Annotated in this window: 19 protein-coding genes; 17 read left to right on the forward strand and 2 right to left on the reverse strand. The window is 44.2% G+C overall.

The window, feature by feature from the left end; all coding sequences use genetic code 11:
• The first annotated feature begins 175 nt into the window (after positions 1 to 175).
• The 6 genes from SporoP37_RS12115 to SporoP37_RS12140 all read left to right on the forward strand — a co-directional run bounded on the left by SporoP37_RS12115 (position 176) and on the right by SporoP37_RS12140 (position 11377).
• The gene (locus tag SporoP37_RS12115; RefSeq protein WP_085431062.1) at positions 176 to 1468 is read left to right on the forward strand and encodes a nucleotide sugar dehydrogenase; all 1293 of its coding nucleotides are present in this window, start codon (positions 176 to 178) and stop codon (positions 1466 to 1468) included.
• On the forward strand, positions 1465 to 2175 hold the full coding sequence (locus SporoP37_RS12120; protein WP_085431063.1) for a WecB/TagA/CpsF family glycosyltransferase: 711 nt from the start codon (positions 1465 to 1467) through the stop codon (positions 2173 to 2175). The genes SporoP37_RS12115 and SporoP37_RS12120 overlap by 4 nt, the downstream gene beginning before the upstream one ends.
• A 502-nt stretch (positions 2176 to 2677) precedes the next feature.
• The gene (locus SporoP37_RS12125; RefSeq protein WP_085431064.1) at positions 2678 to 5914 is read left to right on the forward strand and encodes an S-layer homology domain-containing protein; all 3237 of its coding nucleotides are present in this window, start codon (positions 2678 to 2680) and stop codon (positions 5912 to 5914) included.
• Between the two features lie 92 nt (positions 5915 to 6006).
• Positions 6007 to 8358: a hypothetical protein gene (locus SporoP37_RS12130; RefSeq protein ID WP_085431065.1), complete on the forward strand. Its 2352-nt coding sequence runs from the start codon at positions 6007 to 6009 to the stop codon at positions 8356 to 8358.
• A gap of 719 nt (positions 8359 to 9077) precedes the next feature.
• Positions 9078 to 10337 (forward strand): hypothetical protein, encoded by a 1260-nt coding sequence (locus SporoP37_RS12135; RefSeq protein ID WP_085431066.1) that lies wholly within the window; start codon positions 9078 to 9080, stop codon positions 10335 to 10337.
• A gap of 140 nt (positions 10338 to 10477) precedes the next feature.
• Positions 10478 to 11377, forward strand: coding sequence for a hypothetical protein (locus tag SporoP37_RS12140; protein WP_085431067.1), 900 nt, complete (start codon positions 10478 to 10480; stop codon positions 11375 to 11377).
• Between the two features lie 129 nt (positions 11378 to 11506).
• On the opposite strand, the gene SporoP37_RS12145 is transcribed toward SporoP37_RS12140, so the two are convergent.
• Both SporoP37_RS12145 and SporoP37_RS12150 read right to left on the reverse strand, forming a co-directional pair.
• The gene (locus tag SporoP37_RS12145; RefSeq protein WP_081243916.1) at positions 11507 to 11860 is read right to left on the reverse strand and encodes a hypothetical protein; all 354 of its coding nucleotides are present in this window, start codon (positions 11858 to 11860) and stop codon (positions 11507 to 11509) included.
• Between the two features lie 908 nt (positions 11861 to 12768).
• The gene (locus SporoP37_RS12150; protein WP_085431068.1) at positions 12769 to 13182 is read right to left on the reverse strand and encodes a hypothetical protein; all 414 of its coding nucleotides are present in this window, start codon (positions 13180 to 13182) and stop codon (positions 12769 to 12771) included.
• Positions 13183 to 13889: 707 nt separating this feature from the next.
• On the opposite strand from SporoP37_RS12150, the gene SporoP37_RS12155 reads away from it, so the two are divergent.
• The 11 genes from SporoP37_RS12155 (at position 13890) to SporoP37_RS12195 (ending at position 25822) form a co-directional block, all read left to right on the forward strand.
• On the forward strand, positions 13890 to 15428 hold the full coding sequence (locus tag SporoP37_RS12155) for a YifB family Mg chelatase-like AAA ATPase (protein WP_085431069.1): 1539 nt from the start codon (positions 13890 to 13892) through the stop codon (positions 15426 to 15428).
• Positions 15415 to 15705, forward strand: a complete 291-nt coding sequence (locus SporoP37_RS17450) for a transposase (protein ID WP_232329753.1) — start codon at positions 15415 to 15417, stop codon at positions 15703 to 15705. The genes SporoP37_RS12155 and SporoP37_RS17450 overlap by 14 nt, the downstream gene beginning before the upstream one ends.
• Before the next feature lie 326 nt (positions 15706 to 16031).
• On the forward strand, positions 16032 to 16370 hold the full coding sequence (locus SporoP37_RS17455; protein WP_232329754.1) for a hypothetical protein: 339 nt from the start codon (positions 16032 to 16034) through the stop codon (positions 16368 to 16370).
• A complete protein-coding gene (locus SporoP37_RS17460) occupies positions 16337 to 16759 on the forward strand; it encodes an HIRAN domain-containing protein (RefSeq protein WP_232329755.1) in 423 nt (140 codons plus the stop codon). Before SporoP37_RS17455 ends, SporoP37_RS17460 begins: the two co-directional genes overlap by 34 nt.
• Before the next feature lie 664 nt (positions 16760 to 17423).
• Entirely contained in the window at positions 17424 to 18200 is a 777-nt protein-coding gene (gene ltrA, locus SporoP37_RS17465) for a group II intron reverse transcriptase/maturase (protein WP_232329756.1), read from the forward strand.
• 173 nt (positions 18201 to 18373) lie between these two features.
• Complete coding sequence (locus tag SporoP37_RS17470; protein ID WP_231293245.1) at positions 18374 to 18715, forward strand: group II intron maturase-specific domain-containing protein; 342 nt, start codon at positions 18374 to 18376, stop codon at positions 18713 to 18715.
• Positions 18716 to 18992: 277 nt separating this feature from the next.
• Positions 18993 to 19679: a hypothetical protein gene (locus SporoP37_RS12175; protein ID WP_085431070.1), complete on the forward strand. Its 687-nt coding sequence runs from the start codon at positions 18993 to 18995 to the stop codon at positions 19677 to 19679.
• 98 nt (positions 19680 to 19777) lie between these two features.
• A complete protein-coding gene (locus SporoP37_RS12180; RefSeq protein ID WP_085431071.1) occupies positions 19778 to 21202 on the forward strand; it encodes a sodium:solute symporter family protein in 1425 nt (474 codons plus the stop codon).
• Positions 21203 to 21235: 33 nt separating this feature from the next.
• Positions 21236 to 22375: a M20 family metallopeptidase gene (locus SporoP37_RS12185; RefSeq protein ID WP_085431072.1), complete on the forward strand. Its 1140-nt coding sequence runs from the start codon at positions 21236 to 21238 to the stop codon at positions 22373 to 22375.
• 21 nt (positions 22376 to 22396) lie between these two features.
• A complete protein-coding gene (locus SporoP37_RS12190; protein ID WP_232329757.1) occupies positions 22397 to 24130 on the forward strand; it encodes a M28 family peptidase in 1734 nt (577 codons plus the stop codon).
• Positions 24131 to 24202: 72 nt separating this feature from the next.
• Positions 24203 to 25822 carry an AAA-type ATPase lid domain-containing protein gene (locus SporoP37_RS12195; protein ID WP_085431074.1) on the forward strand — a complete coding sequence of 540 codons (1620 nt, stop codon included), beginning with the start codon at positions 24203 to 24205 and terminating at the stop codon, positions 25820 to 25822.
• The last annotated feature ends 26 nt before the right edge of the window (positions 25823 to 25848 follow it).

Here is a 25848-nt window from a genome sequence, read left to right on the forward strand (position 1 = left end):
CGACTCCTGCGGGAACAGCACGAGCTGAAAGCCCCGCAGGAACGCAGTGACGAGGAGATTGAAGCCGTGCCCGCGGAAAGCGTCCGCCTGCAGTGCAGATCCAATACCCAACCCACCGTCTAGCCTTACCAGGCAGCGACGGCACCCAAATTAGAAAGCGAAGGTATCATACACTATGAAAAAGAAATTATGCGTAGTAGGCCTTGGTTACATCGGCCTTCCAACCGCCGTCATGTTCGCGAACAGCGGCCTGCAAGTACACGGCGTCGACCGTAACGAACGCGTCGTACAACTCATCAACAATAAACAACTACATATAGAAGAAAACGGTCTCCAGGAACGATTGGAGCAGGCAGTAGACGAAGGCCACTTCCAAGCGTCCACGGCACCGGTGGAAGCAGACGTCTACATCATCGCCGTACCGTCACCGATCAACCCGGACAACACAGCAAACCTGGAGTTCATCCGTGCGGCCACAGCATCGATCGTGCCATACGTCAAAAAAGGTGCACTCGTTATTCTGGAATCGACTGTCCCACCAAAGACAGTAGAAAACATCATGCTGCCTGAACTGCGCAAAACTGACTTGATCATCGGAGAAGAGCTATTCGTTTCTCACTCACCGGAGCGCGTCATTCCCGGCAAAATCTTTGAAGAACTCGTTAACAACGACCGCATCGTAGGCGGCATCAACGCGAAGTCAGCAGAAATGACAAAGGATCTCTACCAGGCGTTCGTACAAGGAACGATCCATCTGACGGACGCAACAACAGCAGAACTCGTCAAAGTGATGGAAAACACGTACCGCGACGTCAACATCGCATTTGCCAACGAACTTGCGAAAATCGCAGAAGGCATTGATGTGGACATTTGGGAAGCCATTAAATTCGCAAACTTCCATCCGCGCGTTAATATCCATACACCAGGCCCTGGCGTCGGCGGTCACTGTATCGCCGTCGATCCATGGTTCTTAGTGGAACTCGCACCGGAGAAAGCGGACATTATCAAAAAATCCCGCCTGACAAATGACGGCATGCCGATGTATACAGCGAAACGCGCACAGCGTCTGTTGCAGGAATATGGTATTGAAAACGGCAAAGTGGCGGTTCTCGGACTGGCGTTCAAAGGCAACGTCGACGACATGCGAGAAAGCCCGGCTACAAAAGTAGCAGAATCCCTGCAAGAGCTCGGATTGGAAGTTGTCTCCTTTGATCCGCATATTAAAGAACTGCAGCACCCGACTCAAGTGGCAACACTAGAAGAAGCAACGGCAGATGCGGATCTGCTTCTATTAACAACGGATCATGACGAGTTCAAACAGCTGAATCCGGCAAACGTGCAGACGAAACAGCCGAGACCGATTCTGCTTGATACGAAAAACGCACTGAACGCAGATAAATGGGAACAGGAAGAATATCGCTTCTTCAAACTTGGAGACGGCAAAAAAGAGGGGCAGCTTTATAAATGAAAGAAGAGATACTAGGCGTTTCGGTCAATACGGAAAACTACGATGAACTGATTCCAAAAGTCTTCGCAAATATAGAAGAAGGAAAGAAATCACTGATCGTAGCCATCAATCCTGAAAAGCTGATGAAAGCAAAAGAAGATCCCGAACTGAAAGCATTGCTCAACCGGGCGGAATTTCAAATCCCGGATGGCATCGGCGTTATTCTGGCATCCAAGCTGAAAAAGGGCCAAATTCGCTCGCGCGTCACCGGCATCGATATGATGGACCGGGTCGTACAGGAAGCAGCCGTCAGAGGAAAACGAATTTTCCTCTACGGCGCTAAACCTGGCGTTGCTGAAGCGGCAGCTGCAAAATTGCAGGAACTGTATCCCAATCTCCAAATCGCAGGCGTGCAGCATGGTTATGAAAAAGATGTACAAGTGGTGCTTGATACGATCAATGAGGCGCAGCCGGATATTCTGTTCGTTGCCATGGGTTCACCGAAGCAGGAACAGTGGATTGAAAAACACCGCAATGAGCTGCATCCGATTCTATTCCAGGGAGTAGGCGGATCATTCGACGTATTGGCGGGAAATATTAAAAGAGCACCGGCTGCGTTTCAAAAAGCTGGAGCGGAATGGCTGTACCGATTGCTGCTTGAGCCAAGCCGCATAAAAAGACAGATGAATCTACCAAAGTTTCTAGTAGAAGTGTACCGCAAGAAATGACAAAGTAGAGTCGGGGTTGTCTCCGATAGTACAAGTAGATTCAGCCCACTAACAGAAAATAACAACTTTTACTAATGACCCTAGCAGAACTATCTTGTAATCTAGCTAACTAGGTGATAGAATACGTAGGTGTAAGGATAATTTTCTCTTAGAATATAGCACAGCTCGTGCAAAGCGTTACGGTTGGTTGACCGCAAACAAAAAGGCTAGAACAGTTCCCATCTGTTCTAGCCTTTTTGTTTGCAAAATTTCCTTGCATGCACAAAATACTCTATTTTTTAAACGGTATGGAAAATACTTGTATTATATTAATCTTTCTATACAATAGAAGATGCGGCAAAAATATTTTGTCATTCTATGCTATTAGACTAGTAAATATTCCAAGATTCAATTGACTTTCAGCATGTTCTTATCTATACTTTAATGTGTAATGCCTACTACTTTCATACATAGGTAGTTACTGGCAAAAACAAAGAGATATCTTAGAGGAGGAAATTATTCAATGGCTAACCAACCAACGAAATATCGCAAGTTTGTAGTAGGGGCTGCATCAGCTGCACTAGTAGCATCTGCAGTAGCACCAGTAGCATTCGCTGCAACTTTTAACGACACAAAGGGAAACACACACGAAGAGGCAATCAACGCTCTTTCTGATGCAGGTGTTATCTCCGGTTACGAAGACGGATCATTCAAACCTAACAAAACACTTACACGTTCTGACGTAGTAAAATTGATGGGTAAATGGTTGATCTCAGAAGGTTATGACGTACCTAAAGACTACAAAACGAAGCCACGCTTCTCAGACTTGAAGACTACATCTAACGATGAGCTTCTAAAAATGTCTGCACTAGTTTACGACAACGGTGTATTCGTTGGTAAACCAGATGGTTCACTTGACCCATCAAGCGATATCACTCGTGAAAACATGGCAATCGTTCTTGTTCGTGCATTCGACCGCGTACATGACGTTGACCTAGTATCATACGTGAAAGATCAAGATTTCAAGAAAGACGTTACAGACCTAGGCAAAGCGAAAGCTGAAGCTCGTCCTGCTATCGACGTTCTAGACTTCTTCGACATCACAAACCCAGCTGCACCAGAATTCAACCCTAAAAACACAACAACTCGTGGACAATTCGCTTCATTCCTTTACAAGACTACTCTAGTAGACTTCGATAAAGTTGGCGGCGGAGTAGTAGCTCCTGGAGTTGCAACTGTTAAAGGCATCAATGCTACTACAGTTGAAGTAACATTCAAAGACGAAGTGAAAAACATTGACTCTTTGAAATTCTCTATCGATGGTTTAACTGTTTCTAACGCAGCAGTTAAGCAAACTGATAACAAAACTGTTGTATTGACAACTGCTGTTCAAAAGGGCGGAGAAAAGTACACAGTGAACTTGGACGGCAAAGCAATCGGTACATTCACTGGTATCGAAGCTACAGTTCCAACTTCTATCAAAATCACTAACCAATCAGTACAAGGTAAAACTGGACAACAGGTTATCCTTTCAGCTGACACTGGCGTGAAAAAAGCTGGTATCCCTGTTACTTTCAACGTGAAAGCTAACACTATCGGCACAACTAACAAAGACCAAGTCTTCGAAGTAATGACTAACGAAGATGGAATTGCGACATTCTCTTACACTCAATACTCCGCAGGTCAAGATCAAGTAACAGCATACCCAACAGGTGCGCCAACAGTACGCAGCATCGGTTATGTATTCTGGGGCGTTGACACAATCCTAGGAGTAGAAGACGTAACTGCTGGATCAACAATCAGCAATGGCGCTAATAAAACATACAAAGTAACTCATAAGGATGCTACAACTGGTAAGCCAGTAGCAAACCAAACTTTGAATGTTTCATTCAAAGAGAACATCGAAGTAACACCTGATCAATTGAAAGACGCTACAGTTAACGGCGTTGAAGTTGCTCAATTGTCAAACGGTACAGTTACTAAAGCTGCACAAATCACTACAGACTCAAAAGGTGAAGCTACATTCACTGTTTCCGGTAAAAATACATCAGTAACTCCTGTAGTATTTGTTGCTAACAATACTCCAACAACTAATGATTACAAATATGATGCATCTGATTTACAAGCAACAGCTTCAAAAGTAACGTTCTCAGCTAACCAAGCAGAGTATACTCTTGAAATGGTTCGCGACAACGGTGATGTTGCAGCAACTGGCGGAACTAATGGCCGTAAGTACACGTTGACTGTTAAAAACAAAGACGGCAACATTGCAGTGAACGAAATCGTTAACGTTGCATTCAATGAAGACTTAGACCGTGTAATCTCTACTAACACAGATGCTAAATTCATTGAAGTTAACAACGATGGTACACAACAGTACTTCACTGGAGACAAAGCTAAAAAAATCTCTGTGAAAACAGACAGCAAAGGTCAAGCGACATTCGTTATTGGTTCTGATAAAGTGAATGACTATGCAACTCCAATCGCTTGGATCGATGTAAACAATCCAAACGCTGTGGAAGGTAACTTTGATCAAGGCGAGCCATATGCAATTGGTCAAATCTCTTACTTCCAGGCTGCATACCTAGACGGCGCAGCATTGAAAGTTTACAACGCTGCTGGTAAAGAAACAAAAGAATTCAAAGGTAGCGAAACTGCAACGTTTAAAGCAGAACTAGTTAACCAATCAAACAAAAAAGTTGCATCCACTTCTGTTAAGAAGGCATCCTATACTGTATTTAATACAGGTGCTAACGATGTGACAGTTGAAGGTCAAATCGTTTCTCCTAACCGTAGCTATACAGTTACTAAGGAAACAGGCAATACAGATCTTAAAGTAGCACCAACTATGGATAAAAACACTTCAGTACGCGTAGTAGCTACTGGAATTGCTGTTGATACAGACGGTAAGGATTATGCGTTCACTGCGAAAGAAGCTACTGCTTCATTCACAGCTACAAGAGCGGTATCTGATCTTTACACTGGCGATGTTGTATCTTTCAACTCCGAAAAGAAAGAACTTACTTTCAGCGGAAAAGATGCAGTTAAATATGCTGGTGAAAAAGATGTAACTTACGAATACAAAGGTCTTGGTAATACACCAATCGCAACTGCTGATGACTTCATCAAAGAGTTGAAAAAAGGTGAAGTTACTGTCACTCGCGAAGTAAAAGGAAGCACAACTTCGTTCTATATCATTGAGCAAGATACTACTAAAGCAGGCCCTACTGATACAGCTACAACAAACGCTGCTGATAAAGCTGCCGCTGATGCTGCAACTGCAAAAGTGACTGCACTTCCTGCCGTTGGAGACCTTAAAATTGCTGATAAAGCTGCCGTGGAAGCTGCACGTGCTGCATACGATGCATTGACTACAGCACAAAAAGGTTTAGTAACTCCTGCTACAGTAGCTGCTCTTGAAGCAGCTGAAGCTAAAATTGCTAAACTAGAAGAAGCAACTCCAGCTGAGGACTTTGTTCTTACATCACAAACTGCAAAAGTAAATGCTACTCTACCAGTTTTGGCTGACTACAATATTGCAGGTACTATCGCTACTACTGTTGGCGATGTAAATAGTGTGAAAATCGTCTTAACTGCAGAATCAGGTTCATCTACAGATGAGTTGAATGTAACTTATAATAAAGAAAACCGTAGCTTCGAATATATTACTTCTTCTGCAAAAGCAGCTAAAGCTACATTAAAAGCATATGATGCTACTGGTAAAGAACTTGCTTCAAAGGCTATTGAGTTTAAATACTAATTAACTGATTATCAGTTATTGATTAAACATCTGAGATTCATATATATGAATCTCAGATGTCCTTAAATATAGCAATGGAGGGAAAAACTATAATGAAAAAAAGCACTTCAAAGTTGTTAATAGCAGCATTGGCTTCTTCAGCAATTATTGCACCGATAAGCAGTGTAGCGTCTGCAGCTACTCCAGTTAAAGAGGGCGTATACTTTTCTGCTACAAATGAATTTTTCACAGTAGAGCAACTAGGGGATTTATCAACACAAAAGATTGGTAAGCTTTTTGATGAGAATTCTACTGATCAGGTATTCATTTACACAGAAGGAATAGGAACTGCTACATTAGCACAAGCAAATGCTTCTGACTTTATCAGTGCTGCAAATGAAAATGGATTTAAAAATGAGCCAGAAAAAATCATTCCTGAAGGTTCGTATGTAGGGAAAGATGGCAACGATATAGTTATTGGTGATGTAGTTGCTCCAGAACTTTCTGTTGAATCAGTAAGTGCGATTGACGAGACTGGCGTTACTGTATCATTCACAGCTCTTACAGAAGCTAAAGAAGGCGCTACAATCACTGTTGTAGATCCATCTGGTAAAACTGTTGAAGTAACACCTGTTAACCTAGAGGTTGGCGACACATCAGCTACGTTCGATTTCGTAACAGCTTATGAAGAGCTTCCACTAGGTACTTTTGTAGTTCAGGGTAAAGACTTCGATACAGCAGCAGTTGACGCTGTAGTAAAAGTAAACGAAGCTACTAATGTTGTAGAACTTTGGACTGCACTACAATCTAAGTACTTCACTGGTGCGGTAGAAGCTAATATTGAAAAGTATGACACTCTTCTTGATGGAACTCAAACTACAGTTGCTGAAGTACAAGCAATTATTGATGAAGTAAATCAAGCTGACATGGATGCTGAAGCGGAAGCTGCGACAGTTAAGAAGGTAGCAGATGCTACAAACGTTCTTCAGTTGTTAAATGCACTTAAAGATCCTGCATTCTCAAATGTAAATGCTGACTGGATTACAGATTACTCTACAGAGAATGTTACTTTAGATGACGACTCTACTACAGTAGGTCTACTAGCTTTAGATTCAACTTACTACTTTGGTGAGACTCCAGGAGCAACTATTGAAGGGATTCAAAATGCAATAGATGCGCAAAATCTTACTAAAGCAGGCAATGCAGTAACAGCTGCAGAAGGAACTCTCTCTCAATCAGACATCACAGACGCAAAAGCTCTTGTAAACAAGTATGTACCAGCTGACGCAGAAGGTGTAACGACTAAGAAAGACCTTCTTGACCGTTTAGCTGTACATGAAGCTGTAGTTAATGTAACTGTTGCTAATACAAATGCTAAACTATCTGCTGCTTTGAACGCATTGGACAAACTATCTGATGACTTTGATATTGCTACTGTAAACTCTAAAGAGTTGACTCGCTACAGAACGGATATTACAACAGCTGTAGCAGCTAATAAAGATACAGCAGCCGAGATTCAAACAATCATTGGCGATGCTAACGACGATGCAGAAACGGCTGCTGCTGAAGCAGTAAGAGACGTAACAGCTGCAACAACTCCAGCTCAGCTTAAAGAACTTTTAGCTACTTTGTCTGACAGAGCAGCATTTGGCACTGATGCATTTGACAACACAACAGTTGTAGAAGCTTCTTTGCAAGATTATATTGATGCATTGGTAGCAGAAACTACACCAACTAATAAAAATACAGCGGCATTAATTCAAGGAATTATTGATGGAGTAAATAGCCCAACAGACGCACTTGATGCAGTTGATTTAGAAGTTAAAACTCCTTCTGATGCAACTGGCGCTGCTTTGCTTGCACTTCTTCAAAATCCATCATTAAAATTAGATAATCTTGTAGAAGCTAATGCATTAGCTTACCTTGCTGACGTGGCTGACTTCGACGCTGCAATCACAGATACTAATTCTGTTGCAGGTGAAGAAGCTGCAGTTAAGGATGTTGTTAATGCTACAAACGCACGTGTAGCTCTAAATGCTGCCACTACTGATACAGCTGCTAAAACAGCATTGACTAAGTTTGCGATTGCAACTAGCAATACAACTTATATCAATCTTTCTTCTACTGCTAAATTAGAAGTAGCTGGATTAGTATTAGCTGAAAAGCCAGCTAACGGTTATGCCGATAACGCTGACGTTACTTCTGAAATTACTACACAAGACACAGCTCGTGGTACATTGCTTACAAATGTGAACGGTGCTACAACTATCAATGCTATGAACACGGCATTGTCAGCGCTTGACTACAAAGCGTACAATGATCTTTCTGCTTCACAAAAAGTAGCAGTTGCAGAAGCTTTCCTTGCGAACTTCCCAACTGACAAAGATGGAGATAAGGTAGCTTACTCTACTCTTACAAACATCAAAGCAGACATCGACAAAGCAATCACAGCAGTAGCCGAATAACAAAATTGCGAAACGTTACTCTATAAATTCATCGAAATATGAATGAAATGAGTGAAGGATGCCTCCTCACTAGAATTAAGTTTTTAGTAAGGAGGCTTTTCTTTAACTATACACTGTCAAATGTCGGGAGAATTCCCTGACCTATGGAATAGCCTAATATACATAGAGCCTAATCCTCCTGCATGCTATATGACTTACTCGTCGTTATGCATGAAGCCAGGTGAAGTCGTAATACGTGAGAGTCGTATGCGGGGCTCCTTAAAAGGTTACTATGGTTAAGCAGATGAACCCATGGACTAACGCTACATCAGCTAATGAATGTTCTACAAAGAACCTTCGGCTGTACATTCATCTCTCTGTTTGAAATGGCAGAGTAGAATCCAATACAATTCAGGCTATTAAATTGGATTTTCTGATGGTGCATAGTGGGGACCTACGGTAATAAAAACAAGGGATGACAGGTATGGAACGTTTGAGGTCCTTGGTGAATAGGAAGAGTAATTCCAATGAGGCATCAGGGAAGTCAGCGGGTTCGTAGTAGTGTCGATCGCCAGCCGTCTGTATCTGTATGGCAACATACGGAGAGGGGAAAACTGGCAGGAGCGAAGGAACCTAGTCGGTAGTAAATCTATCGATAGCACGCCGTATGCGGTGAAAGCCGCACGTACGGTGTAGACCGGTCGAAATCCCTGGCAGGATAGACACGGAATGGTAAACCATTGCCAACACCACCTTCAGCTACGAAAGTGGTAACGAACAAAGCTCAGTTTGATGCAGCTGTTAAGAATACTGCAATTAAGACAATTAAACTTGGTGCTAACTTTACTGGAAATGTAACAGCAGACCGTGTAGTGAACGTTGATCTTGGTGGCCATACATTAACAGGTAACCTTGAATTTAACACGACTCAAAGCGGAACGATTACTCTTTCAAATGGTACTGTTACTGGAACGCTAACAATCGATACAGTGAATGCAAGTTTCGTAAATGATGGAGCTACAGTACAAGGAACAACTACAATTGTTAACGTTGCTCCGGGCACATTCACAAACAAAGGTACGCTTGGCGCGGTAAAAATTACTGACGCAGATGGAACTCGTTTTGTTAATGCAACTGGTGCCACTATTGGTGCTGTTGAAGTAGCTACAGCAGGAAATGTTACTTTGGAAGGGTCACTTGGAGATGTAACTGTAACTGGTGATGGTACCGTTAATATTCCTACTATCACTAATAATGCTAGCATTCAAAACTTCAAAGCAGATAGTGAAGTAAAATTAATTAACAACGCAACCGTAGCAGAAGTCTCTGGAACTGCACCCGTAACACTAACTGGTACAGGTACAGTAGAAGAAGTAACGAATAGCAACCCTGTTGTAAACGAAAGCAACCAGGATGCTTACCTAACAAAAAGTGGAGATCTAACTTTGAACCAAGATCGTTATGAATCTTCATTCAAATGGGGTTCAATCAACGGAGTCGGATCTGGTGAGAAGTCAGCTCATACTTCTCCAGGTGGTTACAACTACTTCGGTAATGGTGCATATTTAGATATCACTGTTAAGAAGGATGGGGAACAGTCGAATGCTAAGTTTGATGATGTACTTTCTCAGCTTACTCTTCAAACAAACGGCGGAACAACTGACGATATTAGCGGTGGAGCAAAAACGGATGGTCGTCAGCCAGCTGACTGGGGCAAATCAACTGCAAATCCAAGCTTTGCGACAAGGTTGAAAGAATCAGGCAGCAATGCTGTATTTTATGGCGTACGTCAAAACAATACAAACGGCGTAGCTACTGTTGGTTTTAACGCAGGTGAAAAACGAGATGTAAATCTTACATTCTCACCAAAGGACGGGTTAGCTGAAGGCACTTACACAATTACGATTCAGCCGAAACAGCAAACTGGAGAAACTACAGGAAAACCTACTGGAAATCCGATTACGTATACATTTACAATCCTAGCTCCACCAGTGGAGTAAATTGGATAAGTAAAATAATAATCCACTCAACCATTTGAGTAGATCACAAGAAAGGACTGGCCTTCGGGTTGGTTCTTTCTTTTTATTTGAGCTGTCATCTATTATAATAGAAGTAAGGTATGTTCATAGGAGGGACTAACATGATTGATTATTCCGTCCTTCCCGGCAGTATTGCTACACCTGAATTAGATTTAGCAGTGTCGGAAGGATTTTATTATACGGTAACAGCTGGCAAGGATGAAACACCGATTTACCAAGATCTGAACCAACGATTAACACAGTTGGAGACGAGTACAGACTTGCACGAAGATGAATTGAAAGCGATTGAGCAGGCTTCTGCTGATTTAATCATCAACGTTGAAGCCAAAGAAGAGGTACGACTTCGCATTGATTGGCTTAAGCGTCTTTATGATGTGAAAGGTTCGCTGCCATCTGTTTCAACATCGACGGAAGCTAAGCGCATACGCACGATGTTAAACCCCGTTCAGACGTGTCCATTAAAGTCTGAATTGCTCAAGGCATTGGATCGTTTAGCTGACTCTATTCCTGCTGAACCTGAATTTGCTTCTTTAAGCGCAAATGAACGAGTAATGGAATTCGCGATTGAGCACGCTGTAGATGACTTTATCAATCTTGGCAAGGCAGGAAGAGAGCACATAGTTAAGAAAGTACTAAGGAAATTTGGTGAGGATGTGTCAGTGGCTTCCATCCAAAAAGCAGTCTCTGCACTAGAAGACCAAGTTGCCCGTCTTGCTGAAATTGAAGATGCAAAGACATTGCAGAAACAACTGGAAACTCTCCCGTTGCCCAGCTATGCAGGTCTATCTACAGAGCGTAAACAGATGGTTGTCGAGCAGTTGATACAAAGCAGACAGTGGAAAGGGTTAGCTTCATTGAGCCGCCTAATTCATCAATTGGATGCCAAACTAAGTGCGGCAGAAGAACAGGATGAACTGGAGATCATGAAAGACTATCCTGCAGCTGTATTGGATGTTAAACATTTGGATAGCAATAAGATACGACTTAATAGTTTATGGTGATCGGTTAAAGGACTGGCCTTTTTGTTTTCGGAATGTTTGGATGGAATTATAGAACGTATTCATATCAGGAAACATGGGCATACAGCGCTGAAGGAGATTTACTCCCACATCACTCAATTCCACTTTTTTTCAAATAATCGCAGACAATTTTCTTCTCGACAGTAAAGTGGTCGGTTTAGTATCATGTTTTCGCTCTTTACGTTTTATTTGGGCTAAGGTTCGAATGGATGAATAGGTTCCCTGATGGCCCTTTTTATGAATAGAGTGGTAAATAGATTTGACCGTTTGACCTGCAGGCTCCGAGCGGATCACTTCGTCCGTATACTGGTCAATCGGTTTAGCTATGATACGCTGATTAAAGGGTGGCGATTTTAAATCTATATATTTCTTGATGATACGCCAATCTAATTGATACTGCTTAGAGAGCTCTGTAATATTCTTGTCCTGCAGATAAGCTTTTGTACTTCTTGAATCAACAGTCATTTATTCTGTTGTCTTTCAGCTGCAATTCTTTCCTGCTTCGTCAAATGAATCATCGGCCCCTCGTCTGCTGATTCTGTCTAGGTGATTGTAGCAGGTACGAGAATACCCAGATAGGCATCTACCTGTTTTTTCGCAGCTCGTATAAAGTGTCAGCGGTCGTATACTTGCTTGATTGAAGAATCAGCTTCTGTAGTTGCATTTCGAATAGCTGGAAAGCCATCTCTGCTAACAATCTGGGTAGACGGATAATTCCTCAGCCAAGCCGTGACGGTTTCAGGAAACCGATTTGGTAAAAGAACGACTTGCACACCCTATTGATGATCGCAAATCAGCGTCCCCTATGTGTGCCCTTTACGAAAAGCAAAATCATCAATTCCTAGGAAAGGGTGATACCTCTGGCGCTATTTCTGTCCGGTAAATCAGCGATAACAAGGCATCGTGGCTCATCGGCATATGAATGGCTGTAGCAATTTTTTCGGCGGTTAGACAAAGCGGCTATGAGAACGAGTATTCAAACGAGCACAAGAAGGGCAATAAGAGGATAATCGGGTACTTTGAGCAATTAAAATGAATTTTTCAGGAGCAAGATTGACATGAAGCAATTCTAAAAAAGGATCAGGAGGAATCCAGGATAGAGTATCCATCTTCAAACACTCCTTTCTCTTTATTATACCAATCTAGCATCGTAAAAGTCATTACCTACTTCCAATGTACTGTCGTGTCATCAATCAAAAAGTGAAATAAACCAAACAAGTTTACTTGAAAATTTTATAGTGTAAAATAGCCTGAAAAACCCCCTCGATTGTTAGACGTTAACAAACAAGGGGGTGAAATGTTTTTATAATACATAAAGTTATTGTTAAATTACTTACTATAAAATAATTATTATCTAGCGTCGTATATAGTTCTTAATCAATACTAAGAACTTCGAAATTAGTTACCTGTTCACCAGTGTCAATCACTTCAACGTTATTACCACTGGGATCAATGTAAGTTCTATTTGGAATTATAATTCCGGGATTATCTTTATTACCATTTTTATTAGCTGCTGTAATAAAATCAGAGGCATTTGATTGTGCAAGGGAAGCTGCACCAATACCTTTATAATGAATATATATTTCTAATAAAGAATTCTCAGAAAAAAGTTTCCCTATTTTTTGTGTAGATAGACTGTTTAATTGTTGTGGATTATAATATTCACCGGTTTTTGAGAAAAAGACGCCATCTGGTATATCCGTTGCTGCTTCAGTTTTAGTTGTGCTTACAAAGACAAGCATCAACAATGCAGAAGCCAAAAAAAATTTTTTGAGTATTTTCATCATGAATTTCCTCCTATAACTAATGTTATGCGTTAATAAGACTATACCATATTGATAAGAAAATGTCAGGAATATTTTAGAAAAAAGGATCCTACGTTCCCCTCCACGATGGAAAATAGGATATCGCCATACATCAAACAACCCAGTCAAAAACCAGTGCCTGTGCATCACACAATTCTGACGCAATTCAACTAACTAAATCAGCCTCTATTATTCAGTCAGGAGGCTTTTCTATTTGCAGCTTATTTGACGCCGATACAAGAAGCAAAGCTATGCAATCATTGCTATTCTTCTAACACCTAGTGACCGGTGCCTGTGCACCACACAATTCAGACACAATTCAAATAATTTAGAGTGTGAATAGGGATGCTCTCTAATCGAATGATCGGTTAGAGGGCTTTTGTGTTGGTTGTGTGCCGTATTATTGTTAGATGAAGGCCTTTTATTTTGGCAAATCACTTATTTTTAAGAATAGAGAACAATACGGAGTTTGGAATGGTCAGTCGGAAATGTACTGAAATACCCATTATGTAAAACAGCAAGAATTCAATTTTACCCTCGAATTTCGCATCAAAATTGAATTTTTGAAAATCAAAAGGCGATACCTATGCATTTTCTTTTCTGCAAAATTCAATTTTGCTGTTTTGACGAGTTTCCTGCATGCGCTTATACTTTAACTATATAAATAGTAGAAAAGAAGGTGAGTGAGCATGTCTTCTGCTGTGATGAGCGTAGGGCTTCAGGGCATGAAAGGAGAACGGATCCGGGTAGAGGCGAATGTGCGGATTGATAAAGAACAATGTGTGATTATCGGATTGCCGGATGCGAGTATAAAAGAGTCAAAGGAGCGAGTGCTTAGCTGCCTGCATCGGCTGGATTTTGATCTGTCGATGAAGAAGCTGACGATTCATTTATCGCCGGCGGATCTACGTAAAAGCGGTACAGGATTTGATGGAGCGATGCTGCTGGCTGCCTATCAGGAGCTGACCGATTCGCCGCTTCCGATTGATGATTCAATCTGTGTCATTACCTCCCTCTCGCTGAGCGGTGAACTCTTGCCGTTCCATGGCATGCTGCCTGCTGTGCAGCAGGCACTGTCGCTCGGCTTCAAACGAATTTATCTGCCGCCGGTCGATGTCTCTTTCTTACATGACACGGCAAAAGCCGAACTTGTTCCATTGCCGACCGTTGAAGCGCTGGTCGAGCATTTGCGCGGGCAATCTTCCCTACTGTTCGAAGGTATATTGACTTCCGTGATTTCTACAGCCGTAGAAGATGCAGAAGTATTTCAAACGGACTTCTCGGCCGTACGAGGACAATCGCAGGCAAAACGCGCACTTGAAATCTCAGCGGCGGGCGGGCATCATACATTGCTCGTCGGTCCGCCGGGTTGCGGTAAAAGTCTGCTGGCCAGCGCCTTTTCGTCGATCATGCCTGACCTGCGGAAAGAAGATGCATTGGAAGTCTACAGCCTGTATCATCTCGCACGGGAAAAGAAAGGTATGTCGCTGCGCCCGCCCTATCGCCAACCGCATCATTTAGCGTCTGCTATTTCATTGATCGGCGGCGGAACGTATCCAAAGCCGGGAGAGATTTCGCTGGCTCACCGCGGAGTGTTGTTCCTCGATGAACTGGGTGAGTTCTCAAGGAAAACACTCGATATGCTTCGGCAGCCGATGGAGTCGGGAGAAGTGACCATCAGCCGGGTGAAACAGACGGTTACTTATCCATCTTCCTTCACCTTGATCGCGGCCACCAATCCCTGTCCATGCGGCTATTACGGTTCCAGAGAACGGTATTGTACCTGCACACCGCGACAGGTGACAGACTATCAGTTAAAAGTTTCCGGTCCCATCCTGGATCGTCTTGATTTTGTTCTGTCACTGAAGAGCAGCGGCTTGCAGGAAAAGGCAGCGAGCGAAACGTCTGCTGAAATTCGCCACCGTATCGGTTGCGTACGCAGTCTCCAGCATGAACGTTATGGAAGCCATTCACTGAACGCTACAGTTTCTTATCAACAGCTGGAACGTACAGCAGGCTTTTCTGAAGTCCAGCTGCAACGGATCGGTATAGTCTGCTTCGAGCAGAAATGGAGCAACCGCACACAAGTCAAGCTGCTCCGGCTTGCCCGGACGATTGCCGACCTGCAAGGCAGCGAAACTATGACTGACTCGGCCATCCAAGAAGCGATCGAATGGCGCAAGCTGCCGAATGTACTGCAAGGAGGTGAGCACCTTGGCCCGACGTAAGCGGAACTGGCAGCCGAACGCCTACTATCATGTCGTCATGAGAGGAAACAATCGGCAGAACATCTTTGCTGCTGAAGAGGACATGTACCACCTCATGCGCTGTATCGCGCACGCGGCTGAAATATATCGATTTACCATCCCGGCATTCTGTATCATGACCAATCACTTCCACCTGCTCATCCGCTCGGAGGATGACCTGTCAAAGATTATGCAGCAGATCAACCGGCGATACAGCGACTACTACGTTAAACGCTATCATCACGTCGGACGGATCTAACAGCGCCGCTACTTTGCTAAATTAATAGTCACTCCGCAGGCGCTCCTCGCCGTCAGCCGCTACATTTACCGAAGCCCTATTGAAACCATCGTACCTATGGTCAGCCAGCAGGCGGACTATCCCTTCAGCTCCTTTCCTTTTTACAAAACACAGCCGGATCAGCTACCCTCCTATGTAGATACCTCCTCCATTCCTCGTTGTCTTCCTCCTTCATTTGAGAAAACACGGGCAGCTTACGTGATATATTGTGAAATGGATTTGAGAGCTTATTATACCGTATAGACGAAAGAAAATATTAGAGTGGATTGAAAAGGAGGCGGATCATCATGAATAACGTTGAAACATTGCTTGTAGTTTGGCAAGATGAACAAAGCCGTTCTTACTATCACATTGGCACGCTTTCTCATTACAACGGTGTATATGAGTTTATCTATACCTCGAAAAGTCGTAAGAAGCAATTGGGTGATGCTTTAAAGAAAGGCTATATGATTCATCCGGCATTTCCCGACACAACTAAAACGTATCGTTCCGGGAAACTATTTCCGGCATTTGATCAGCGTATTCCATCCATTGATCGAAAAGATTTCAATGAAATACTGTCTGACTTAGGCTTGAAAAAAATGCGAGTAAAATGGATATACTTCAAGCCACTCGAGGCCGATTAGCAAGTGATACGTATTCATTTGAACAGCCGTTAAGATTAGATGAGAACAGCACGTTGAGTTCTAGCTTCTTTATAAACGGCATGCGTCATCGGCATTTGCCTAATGAGTGGCCTTCATGGATTAAGGAACATGGTGAATTGCATTTAGTACCAGAACCAAAAACTAAATATGATCGTCATGCGGTAGCTGTTTTCACAAAGGGAGGCAACCACCTTGGATACGTTCCATCCTTTTACAGTAATGCTATTTTTTCTTTAATTGAAAATGGCTTAACTCCTATTGTTAAAGTTGTCAATATGAATGAGAGTTCTCATCCGCATTGGTGGTTACAAGTTAAATTTGAATGTAAAGTACCTTTAGAGCAGGGAAAACAGATAGAAGAACTGTAGGCCGCTATATGATGCAGGGTTACCTGTGACAAAGTGAAAGATCATCAAAATCTTCAATCAGGAATCTAGCTACTGTTTTGCATAGGAGGATTATTATAGAGTCCCCAAGCTAACGCTTAAACCGTCTTGCTTCTCTAAGAAGCAAGACGGTTTATTTTTGTGTGCCCGGCATGTGCTATAACTTGGTGGTGAAAGTCCACTACAGGCTTGGCAGTAGGAACTGTTAGCTAAGGGCAAGGGTGTCCATTGTGAGATGGAATCTGAAGGAAGCCTACGGCAAAATCCCGAACTGACGAACAGAAATTGTATATAAGGCTGAATTGGAACGGACGAGTTTGCGAAACCTAACGAAGTCCGATACTGCCCGAATTCCATACAGTAGATACAACAGTTACATGGGAGGAAGGTTGTAGCACTTACCCGGGTAGGTCTCACGGACGAGGAAACTCGGTTGAAACAAGATTTATCGTGAGAAGTCAGCAGACGTCATAGTAGTTTCCTAGCGGAAATGAAGGACTGAACAATCTTAAATCTTGGAAAACAGGGAGGTGTAGACATCACCGCCGAAGCGCAGAAAACATCACGGCAATGCCAAAAGATGGCTGCCTATGGAGAGATAGGTTGGAAACCGAAGGGTAGATAGGAGCGCGCAAGGGATGTCAACATGGAGATGAAAGAACAAGATGGTATCGACTTAATCGATAAAGTTATTACAGATGATAACCTTTGGAATGCCTATGCAAAAGTGAAAAGCAATAAAGGGGCCCCTGGCGTTGATGGGATTACCGTCGATCAATTAAAAGGACATATGGTGAAATACTTTCAGCCATTAAAGATGAAGCTGAAAGATGGCACCTACAAACCTCAGCCAGTTAAACGAGTAGCCATACCTAAGCCGGATGGATCGAAAAGATATTTAGGAATTCCGACTGTGTTGGATAGAGTCGTACAACAGGCCATCTTACAGGTCATAAATCCAATTATTGATCCGAAATTCTCGGAACATAGTTTTGGATTCCGAAAAGGCAGGAGTGCGCATCAAGCCATAAAATTGGCAGAACACTACTACGAAGAGGGTTATCGAGTAGTTGTTGATTGTGACCTCAAGAGTTATTTCGATACGATACATCACCAAAGGGTACACGCGTACTTAGAGGAGTTCATATCAGATAGAATGGTACTGAAACTGATATGGAAATTTCTCCGGTCTGGTATTCTGGACAAAGATATCTATATCGAAACAACAGAGGGAGCGCCGCAAGGCGGACCATTATCACCGATATTGGCAAATGTCTACCTTAATAAACTAGATAGAGAATTGGAGAGAAGAGGACATCGCTTTATTCGGTACGCGGATGACTTCGTCATTTATGTCAAAAGCCAACGTGCCGGAGAACGTGTGATGGAAAGTGTTACGCAGTTTATTGAAAAAGATTTATAACTTCTCATCAACCAGAAGAAAAGTAAAATCTGCGGCGCCACATCCGCTACATTCCTCGGCTTCAATATCCAAAATCTCATGGGAAAGTCGGTTGCCGGCCCAGTGGGTCGGCAAAACAACGGTTCAAAGACAAACTACGAAAACTGACTAGTCGAAAGCGCCCCGGAACATTTGTGGATATCGTCAAGGAAATCAATCAAGTGACGGTTGGGTGGATTAACTACTATGGCGTAAGCAGAATGAAAACATTCATTCTAGAAATCCAACACTGGCTAAACCATCGTTTACGACAAATCATCTGGAAGCGATGGAAGAAAGTTCGTACGAGGTACGCTATGCTTCGCAAATATGGCATCGATCATGAGGATGCCATGAGACTGGCAAATTCCCGAAAGGGATATTGGCGTGTATCGAGAACCATGACCTTCCATCGTGCAATAACAAACGAAAAACTCATAAAGTGGGGACTGAAAGATATACCCCAACTTTATGAGCAAAGATACTTAAAAGGTTGAACCGCCGTATACCGAACGGTACGTACGGTGGTGTGAGAGGTCGGCTAATCAATTAATGATTAGCCTCCTACTCGATCGTTTTACTTTCATACGTCAATAACGATATCAGCCGCATGCATCTACCGACGCTTATTGGGCATCATGGAAGAGAATCCATCTGTTGCCTTGATAATAAAAATTCCAAAAATTAATTGGTTGAAATGGGTTGTAATTGTTTAAAACCCGTAATATAATTTAAATTATTATTTTTCAAATAATTCGAATGAGGGGGAAAGCAATGAAAAGATTACTATGCTCGGCGGTTATCCTGTTGATGATGATGCCTATCCATCACCGGGCGCATGCTGAGGAAGTCGTTCCTGTGTTGAGTAAAGCAGAGATTCAGATCGTGACAAATGACGATCATTATACGGTCATAGAACAAATCCAACTGGGTGATATTCAGGAGAATCATATCGAAGTGGGCCATACGTTATCCAAGTTGGCGGATAATGGGTTGTCTGATATATCGTTCACATCCGATGGGAAGGACATACAGCCGACGATTGAAAACGGGGATTTATTGGATAAGTATATGTTGGAACTCCCGCGCACCGAGCAGGGAACTGCCGATTATACGATCGAGTATACAGTCCCGAGATCGGATCAGCATTTTGATATCCCGTTGTTCGTTCCCGATATTGCTGCGGTGGATGCCGAACGTAATGTCCATCTTCAGTTCGAGGCGCCGGAAGGTATGGAGATACAGAAGAATTCATTTCCTAATATCGTGAAGGGCGGCCAGCAGACAGCGGAGAAGCATATGACGAATATACCGTCAAAAGTTTCCTATGTGTTTGCTGACAAGACGATCTATTTCCATTCGTACAATATCGTTTCGTTTATCGCACTATTCGCTTTGCTTATTCTTCTCGTTTCCTGGGGCGCTGTGGAAGTTAGAAAGTCAAAGGGGAGGGATCGCTGATGGGAACTAGTTTTTGGGGGATTGTTATTTACTCGATCGTTTTCGTTTCAGCATATTTTCTTTGGTTGTTGCAAAAGTATAGAAATGGGGGGAAATAGATGGGCGAGATTAGCAGTGTTTTCTACTATGTAGTTGCTGGGTATTTTATAGTCACATTAACGATCGGATTTTTAGCCGGCAGGGGCAATAAGACGAGTGAGGATCATTTGGTTGCGGGTCGCTCAATCGGACCTGTCATCGGGGGAGCAGCTTTAGCGGCTACTCAGTTGAGTGCAGGTACGTTCATCGGGACGATCGGTGTCCTCTATTTAACGGGTTTCAGTTATTTATGGTATTGGCCGGGCCTTTGGGCGGGATGGATCGTGTCCGCCATTTGGGTGGCGCCTAAGTTCCAGAAGTTCAATGGCGTCACGGTACCGGATTATATAGAAAAGCGTTATAACAGCAAGGCGGCGAAAATCGTTTCCGCTGTTCTGATCGTTGTGGCGTATAGTGTGTATTTGATCGCCCAGTATGTAGCGGGCGGAATCTTGATGAACACCTTATTTGGCTTGCCGATGGTTTGGGGTGCGGTCATCACGATCGGCATCACGATGGTCTATACGTTAAAGGGCGGTATGAAAGCTACGGCGTATAGCGACTTTTTCCAGGCCGTCATCATGGGCGGATGTTTCTTGGTGGCCCTTCCGATCCTGTACATGCAGGCGGGCGGCTTCATTAACGTCGGGGAGTTCATCACGGAATTCAATCCTGATTTGACTGGATGGTACTGGAGCTTCAAGGATTTGCTTGGGTTCGGTTTGGCATTCGGGTTGTCCATGGCCATTGCGCCATACGAGTTGGCGCGTATGTATACGCTGAAGAATGAAAAGACGGTTCGCTTGGCAATCGGTTTTTCATTCGTCTTCCAGGCTGTGATCGCAGTTTGTATCGGTTTGGTCGCGATGGGTATCCGCACGATTTACCCGGTAATTGGAAATCCCGATACGGCATCATCCATCATGGCGCTCGATTTGCTGCCGCCTGTAATAGGTGCTTTGTTCATGGTAGCGATTCTGGCGTCGATCATGAGCACGGTGTCAGGCATCATGATCGTTTCGGCTTCTGCGATTTCGCATGATATTTACGGTACAATCAACCGGCAGGCGACGGATCAGCAGAAGATGTTCATTCATAAGATTGCGATTGTCGTGCTTTCGTTGATTCCGCTCGGTTTCGCTTTGAAGCCGTTCGACATGGTACAGTTCATCGTGTTGGTACAGGCATCCATGGTCGCGAGCTTCTTCTTCGCATCCGTCGTTATCGGGCTGAATTGGAAACGGGCCACCGGGACAGCCGCTCTGTGGTCGATGGGTGGCGGGGTCGTCACTGTGTTGATCTGGTTCCTACTGGACAAGCCATTTGGTTTGAATGAAGTCATTCCGGGTGTTCTCGTGTCCACTATTTTATTGATCATCATCAGTTTCTTCACGAAACCAGTGCCGGAAGATTCGCTTAGACCGTTTTTCGATGATATGAAATAAATCAACGCAATACTTGAATTGAAGGTGAAACGTATGGAGAAAGTTGCAGAATATTTACTTGGCAAGCAGGATGAAATGCTGGATATGTTGAAGACGATGGTCGAGATGGAGACGCCGTCAGACAATAAGAGATTGGTCGACATATTCGGCGAGAAAGTCGTCGAATTGATTCAGCCATATGTACAAGCGAAAGTGGATTCGATCCATAATGAGGAATTCGGAAATCAAGTACGGATCGAGATCGGTGAAGGCGACGAGCAGATTTTGCTGCTCGGCCACATGGATACCGTCTGGCCTGAAGGAACGCTTGCGAATATGCCGTTCAAAGTAGTAGGGGACGAAGCATACGGACCGGGGACATTCGATATGAAGGGCGGCCTCGTGCAAGGGATTTTCGCTCTTCATGCTTTGCAGAAATATGAAGTGGTATTGACTAAGAAGATTGTCTTCCTATTGGTTTCGGACGAGGAAATCGGCAGCGATTCCTCCCGTCACTTGATCGAGGAGGAAGCGGCGAAGAGCAGCTGTGTGTTCGTTCTGGAATCTTCCGGAGCCCTTGAAGGAATGTATAAAACTGCCCGTAAAGGCGTCGGGATCTTTGACGTAGCGGTGAAAGGGAAGGCGGCCCATGCCGGGATCGAGCCGGAAAAAGGAATCAGCGCCATCGAGGAACTTTCGAAAATCGTCTTGTATCTGCATAGCTTGACGGACTTGGCAAAGGGCACGACCGTGAATGTGGGCGTCATCAATGGTGGTTCATCATCGAACGTCGTGGCAGCCAGCGCGTCTGCGGAAGTGGATCTGCGTGTGGAAATGGATTCCGAGTTCGACCGGGTCATTCCTTTGATCAAGAATATCCAGCCAAGCAAAGAAGGTATTCAGGTTGAAGTGACCGGCGATATCAACCGCCCGGTGATGGAGAAGACGGAAGAGGTAGGCCGGTTATTTGAAACGGCCAAGCATCTGGCTGCGGAGTATTTGGACTTCGATTTGAAAGAGCAGTTGAGCGGTGGCGGCAGTGATGGCAGCTTTGCCTCCCGATTCGCGCCGACCTTGGATGGAATGGGTCCGGTCGGGGACGGGGCACACGCTGCGAACGAGCATCTGATCATCTCGAAGATGCCGGTACGAAGTGCTCTTCTGGCGCTCATGTTGATGGAAGCAGGAAAGTAAACAAGGAAGGAGTGGATGATTTTGAGTCGTCCTGAATTATTACAAGAAGTAGATGCCGATTTACTAATGGAATATACGAGAAATATCGCAAAAGAGGTTCGGTTGTCCGGATCGGAAGAAGAACTGCGTGCGTTCCAATACGTCGAGAAGAAGTTGAAGGAATTCGGTTTGGAGCCTGTTCTTGAATTTTGCGATGCCTTCATCAGTTTACCTGTCCATGCGGAATTGACGCACGGCACTGAAGAGTTCACTTGCATCACTCACTCCATGGGAAGTTCCACTGGAGAGGATGGATGCAGCGGGGAATTGGTGTATGTGGATAGGAAAGCGAATCCCGATGCAGATATCCAATCGAAGGTCGTGCTCTTGGATGGACTGGCAACAGGGCCATCCGTTGAGTGGGCGGAGAAGAATGGCGCAAAAGCAGCCATCTTCATCAATGCGGATTATACTCACGAAATGATCGTTTCATCCGTCTGGGGAAGTCCTACGACGGAAACGGTGTCGCTTTTGCCGAAACTTCCCGTAGCATCCGTCACGAACACCGTCGGGGAGCAGCTGAAAGCCATCGCTGCGTCACAGGGCGATAAGCAGGTTCAATTGAAGACGACAGTGGATACAGGATGGAAGAAAATTCCGTATCTCACAGCGGAACTCAAGGCGGATACCGATAAATTCGTATTGTTCAGCGGCCATATCGATTCTTGGCATTATGGCGCGATGGACAACGGGACGGCCAACGCGACGATGGTAGAAGTGGCAAGGATCATGGCGAAACACCGCGACGAACTGAAGCGTTCCGTCCGGTTTGCCTTTTGGTCTGGCCACTCGCATGGCAGATATGCCGCATCGACGTATTATGCGGACCGTCATTGGGAGGATCTGCATGAGAATGGGATGGTGCACATCAACATCGACTCGGTCGGTGCGATCGGCGCTACTGTCCTGACGGAAGCAAACTGCATGGAGGAAACGAAAGAAGCTGTCCAGGATTCAGTCATGAAAGTGGCTGGCCAGAAGTTCGTCGGGACGCGTTACAGCCGCGCAGGAGACCAGTCATTCTGGGGCACTGGCATGCCATCCCTTTTGATGGGATTATCCGAACAACCTCCAGGCACTACGCCTGCCGCCAAAGCATTCGGCGAGATGTTCGGCGGAGGCAATTCCGGCGGCTACGGCTGGTGGTGGCACAGTACAGAGGACAAGATGGATAAGATCGACCCCGATAACTTGAAACGGGATTGTGAGATCTACGTTGATTTAGTGTATAAGTTTGCTACGGACACCATCATCCCGATCAACCAGCAGAAAGCGGTCGAGGAGATAAAAGGTGCCCTGCAGCAATACGAAAGCAAGGCCGGACATGTCGTTTCCTTAACACAGTCATTGGAGCGCGTGGAGAAGTTATCAGTTGCGGTGGAAGCTTTATATAAAGCAACAGCTGAGACGCTTAGTGAAGAACAAGCGTCAGTGATCAATACGGCTATCCAAGATCTGTCACATACGTTGGTCCCGTTGAATTACGTGAAGGGCGATATCTTCGATCATGATATGGCGGTGAATCCAGTCGTGATCCCGAGTCTGCAGAAGATGAACGAGCTGGCTGATAGTGAGCCCGACACACCGGAATATTTCCTGCTGAAGAACGAACTGCAAAGAAGAGTGAACCGCATGAACTACTCCTTGTTGGAAGCCGTCAGACAGACTGAAAAAGCCGTAGATCAAGTCAAGGAATTAAAGGGTCATATTGGATAGAAACATGAATTATGCTATATTGTAAGAGAGTTTGGGATGTAGGAAATTAGATGGCAGGACGTGAATGAACGTATGATGAACAGATTAGTATTAATTGGAATCCAAGAAGAAAACCTTTCGTACATGCATAAACAATTACTTTATATATTTAACGAGTTGGTCGACATACGGGTTATTTCGTTAAAGGAATTGCATTCAGCATCTATACATCCTACAGATACGGTTTTATTATCAGGGGCGGCCATCCAAGAGTTGGTCCGCCCATTTGTGCCTGCTTCCTGCATGTGCATCATTGCTGAACGAATGATCAATATCGTGAATCTGAAAGAGATTCTGGCACTCGATGACAACCGGAATATATTGGTGATCAATGACAACGACGATGACACGTTGCAGACGGTCGAGTCCATGAGGCAAATCGTGCCCCAGCATCAGTATTTTCCGTTTCTGACAGATAAGAAGATTCCTGAAGATATTCATTTGGTGGTTACGCCCGGCGAACAGAAATTGGTGCCACAGGGCTTCCCGATTGTGATGGATATCGGGCCGCGGGTCATATCCATCGATACGCTGCTTGCGATCAGCAGGAAATTTGAGCTGGCAATCAATGATTCGCTCCTGATGCAGTTGTATATTAAAGCGCTCGTATATTTATCGGAACGTCAACCGGAAATCCGCAACGGGGTCATGGATGATCAAAATTTCGGTCGGACATTCGAAGAACTCGATACACATTCGGCAACCGTCAATTTAATGAAAGAACTGGCGAGACGGATGGCGAAAACGAACCACTATATCCATATAGACGGGGAAGTGGGGACGGGTAAGCAAATGTGGGCGGAGATGATCCACAATGAGTCGATTTTTTCCGCATTCCCGATTTTTACATATAACTGCTCCCATAAAGAGCCTGAATCGATCAGGAGGGAACTGTTTGAAGAAGGTTTGGAACAAATCGAAAGAGGCACGTTGTTCATCAAGAATATCGACCAGCTGCCTTATAGCCTGCAGGGAAGATTGGCAGGCCTGTTTGAAAACCAGACGCCGGATTTGCGCATTATTACGTCCACTGCGACGAATTTGTCTGAATTAGTGAAAAGGGAACAGATCCGCATGGATGTCTACTCCTACATTTCCACGTATCGGGTGCAAATACCGCCTTTGCGTGAGAGGAAAGAAGATATTCCGATACTGATCAATAATTTCAAAACACATCTGAAACAAGAATCGCTTGTCTTTTCCTCGGATGTAATAGATGCTTTCACAAATTATGATTGGCCAGGCAATGTGAGAGAGTTATATAATGTCGTCTCCTATTGCGCTTGTCTCAACAACAATGTAGTGGATATCGAATCCTTGCCGCTCTTTTTTAAAGGGAACCAATATCAAGCAGCAGCATCGGATTTAGATGTGGATTATATTATCGGCCAAATCGAAAATCACGGATTCTTGGATGATAGCATAGAACTGCTGCGCATATTCAAAGAAGGAAAAGAGCAGCAGAAGTCCTTCGGCAGACGGACGCTGAAAGAGATGCTGGCAGAGAAAGATACATCGTTGACTGACCAGCAGCTGCGCTTGCGCATGGAAGTGTTGAATCGGCTGGGGTTATTGATTGTCCGGAAAGGACGGGCAGGTAGTACGATTTCGCAGAAGGGCGAGGAGTTTCTGGAGTTGTATGGGGATCTGTGAGCGGTTGTTTACTATAAGGAGAGTCA

This window comes from Sporosarcina sp. P37, assembly GCF_002109365.1.
Taxonomy (GTDB): Bacteria; Bacillota; Bacilli; order Bacillales_A; family Planococcaceae; genus Sporosarcina.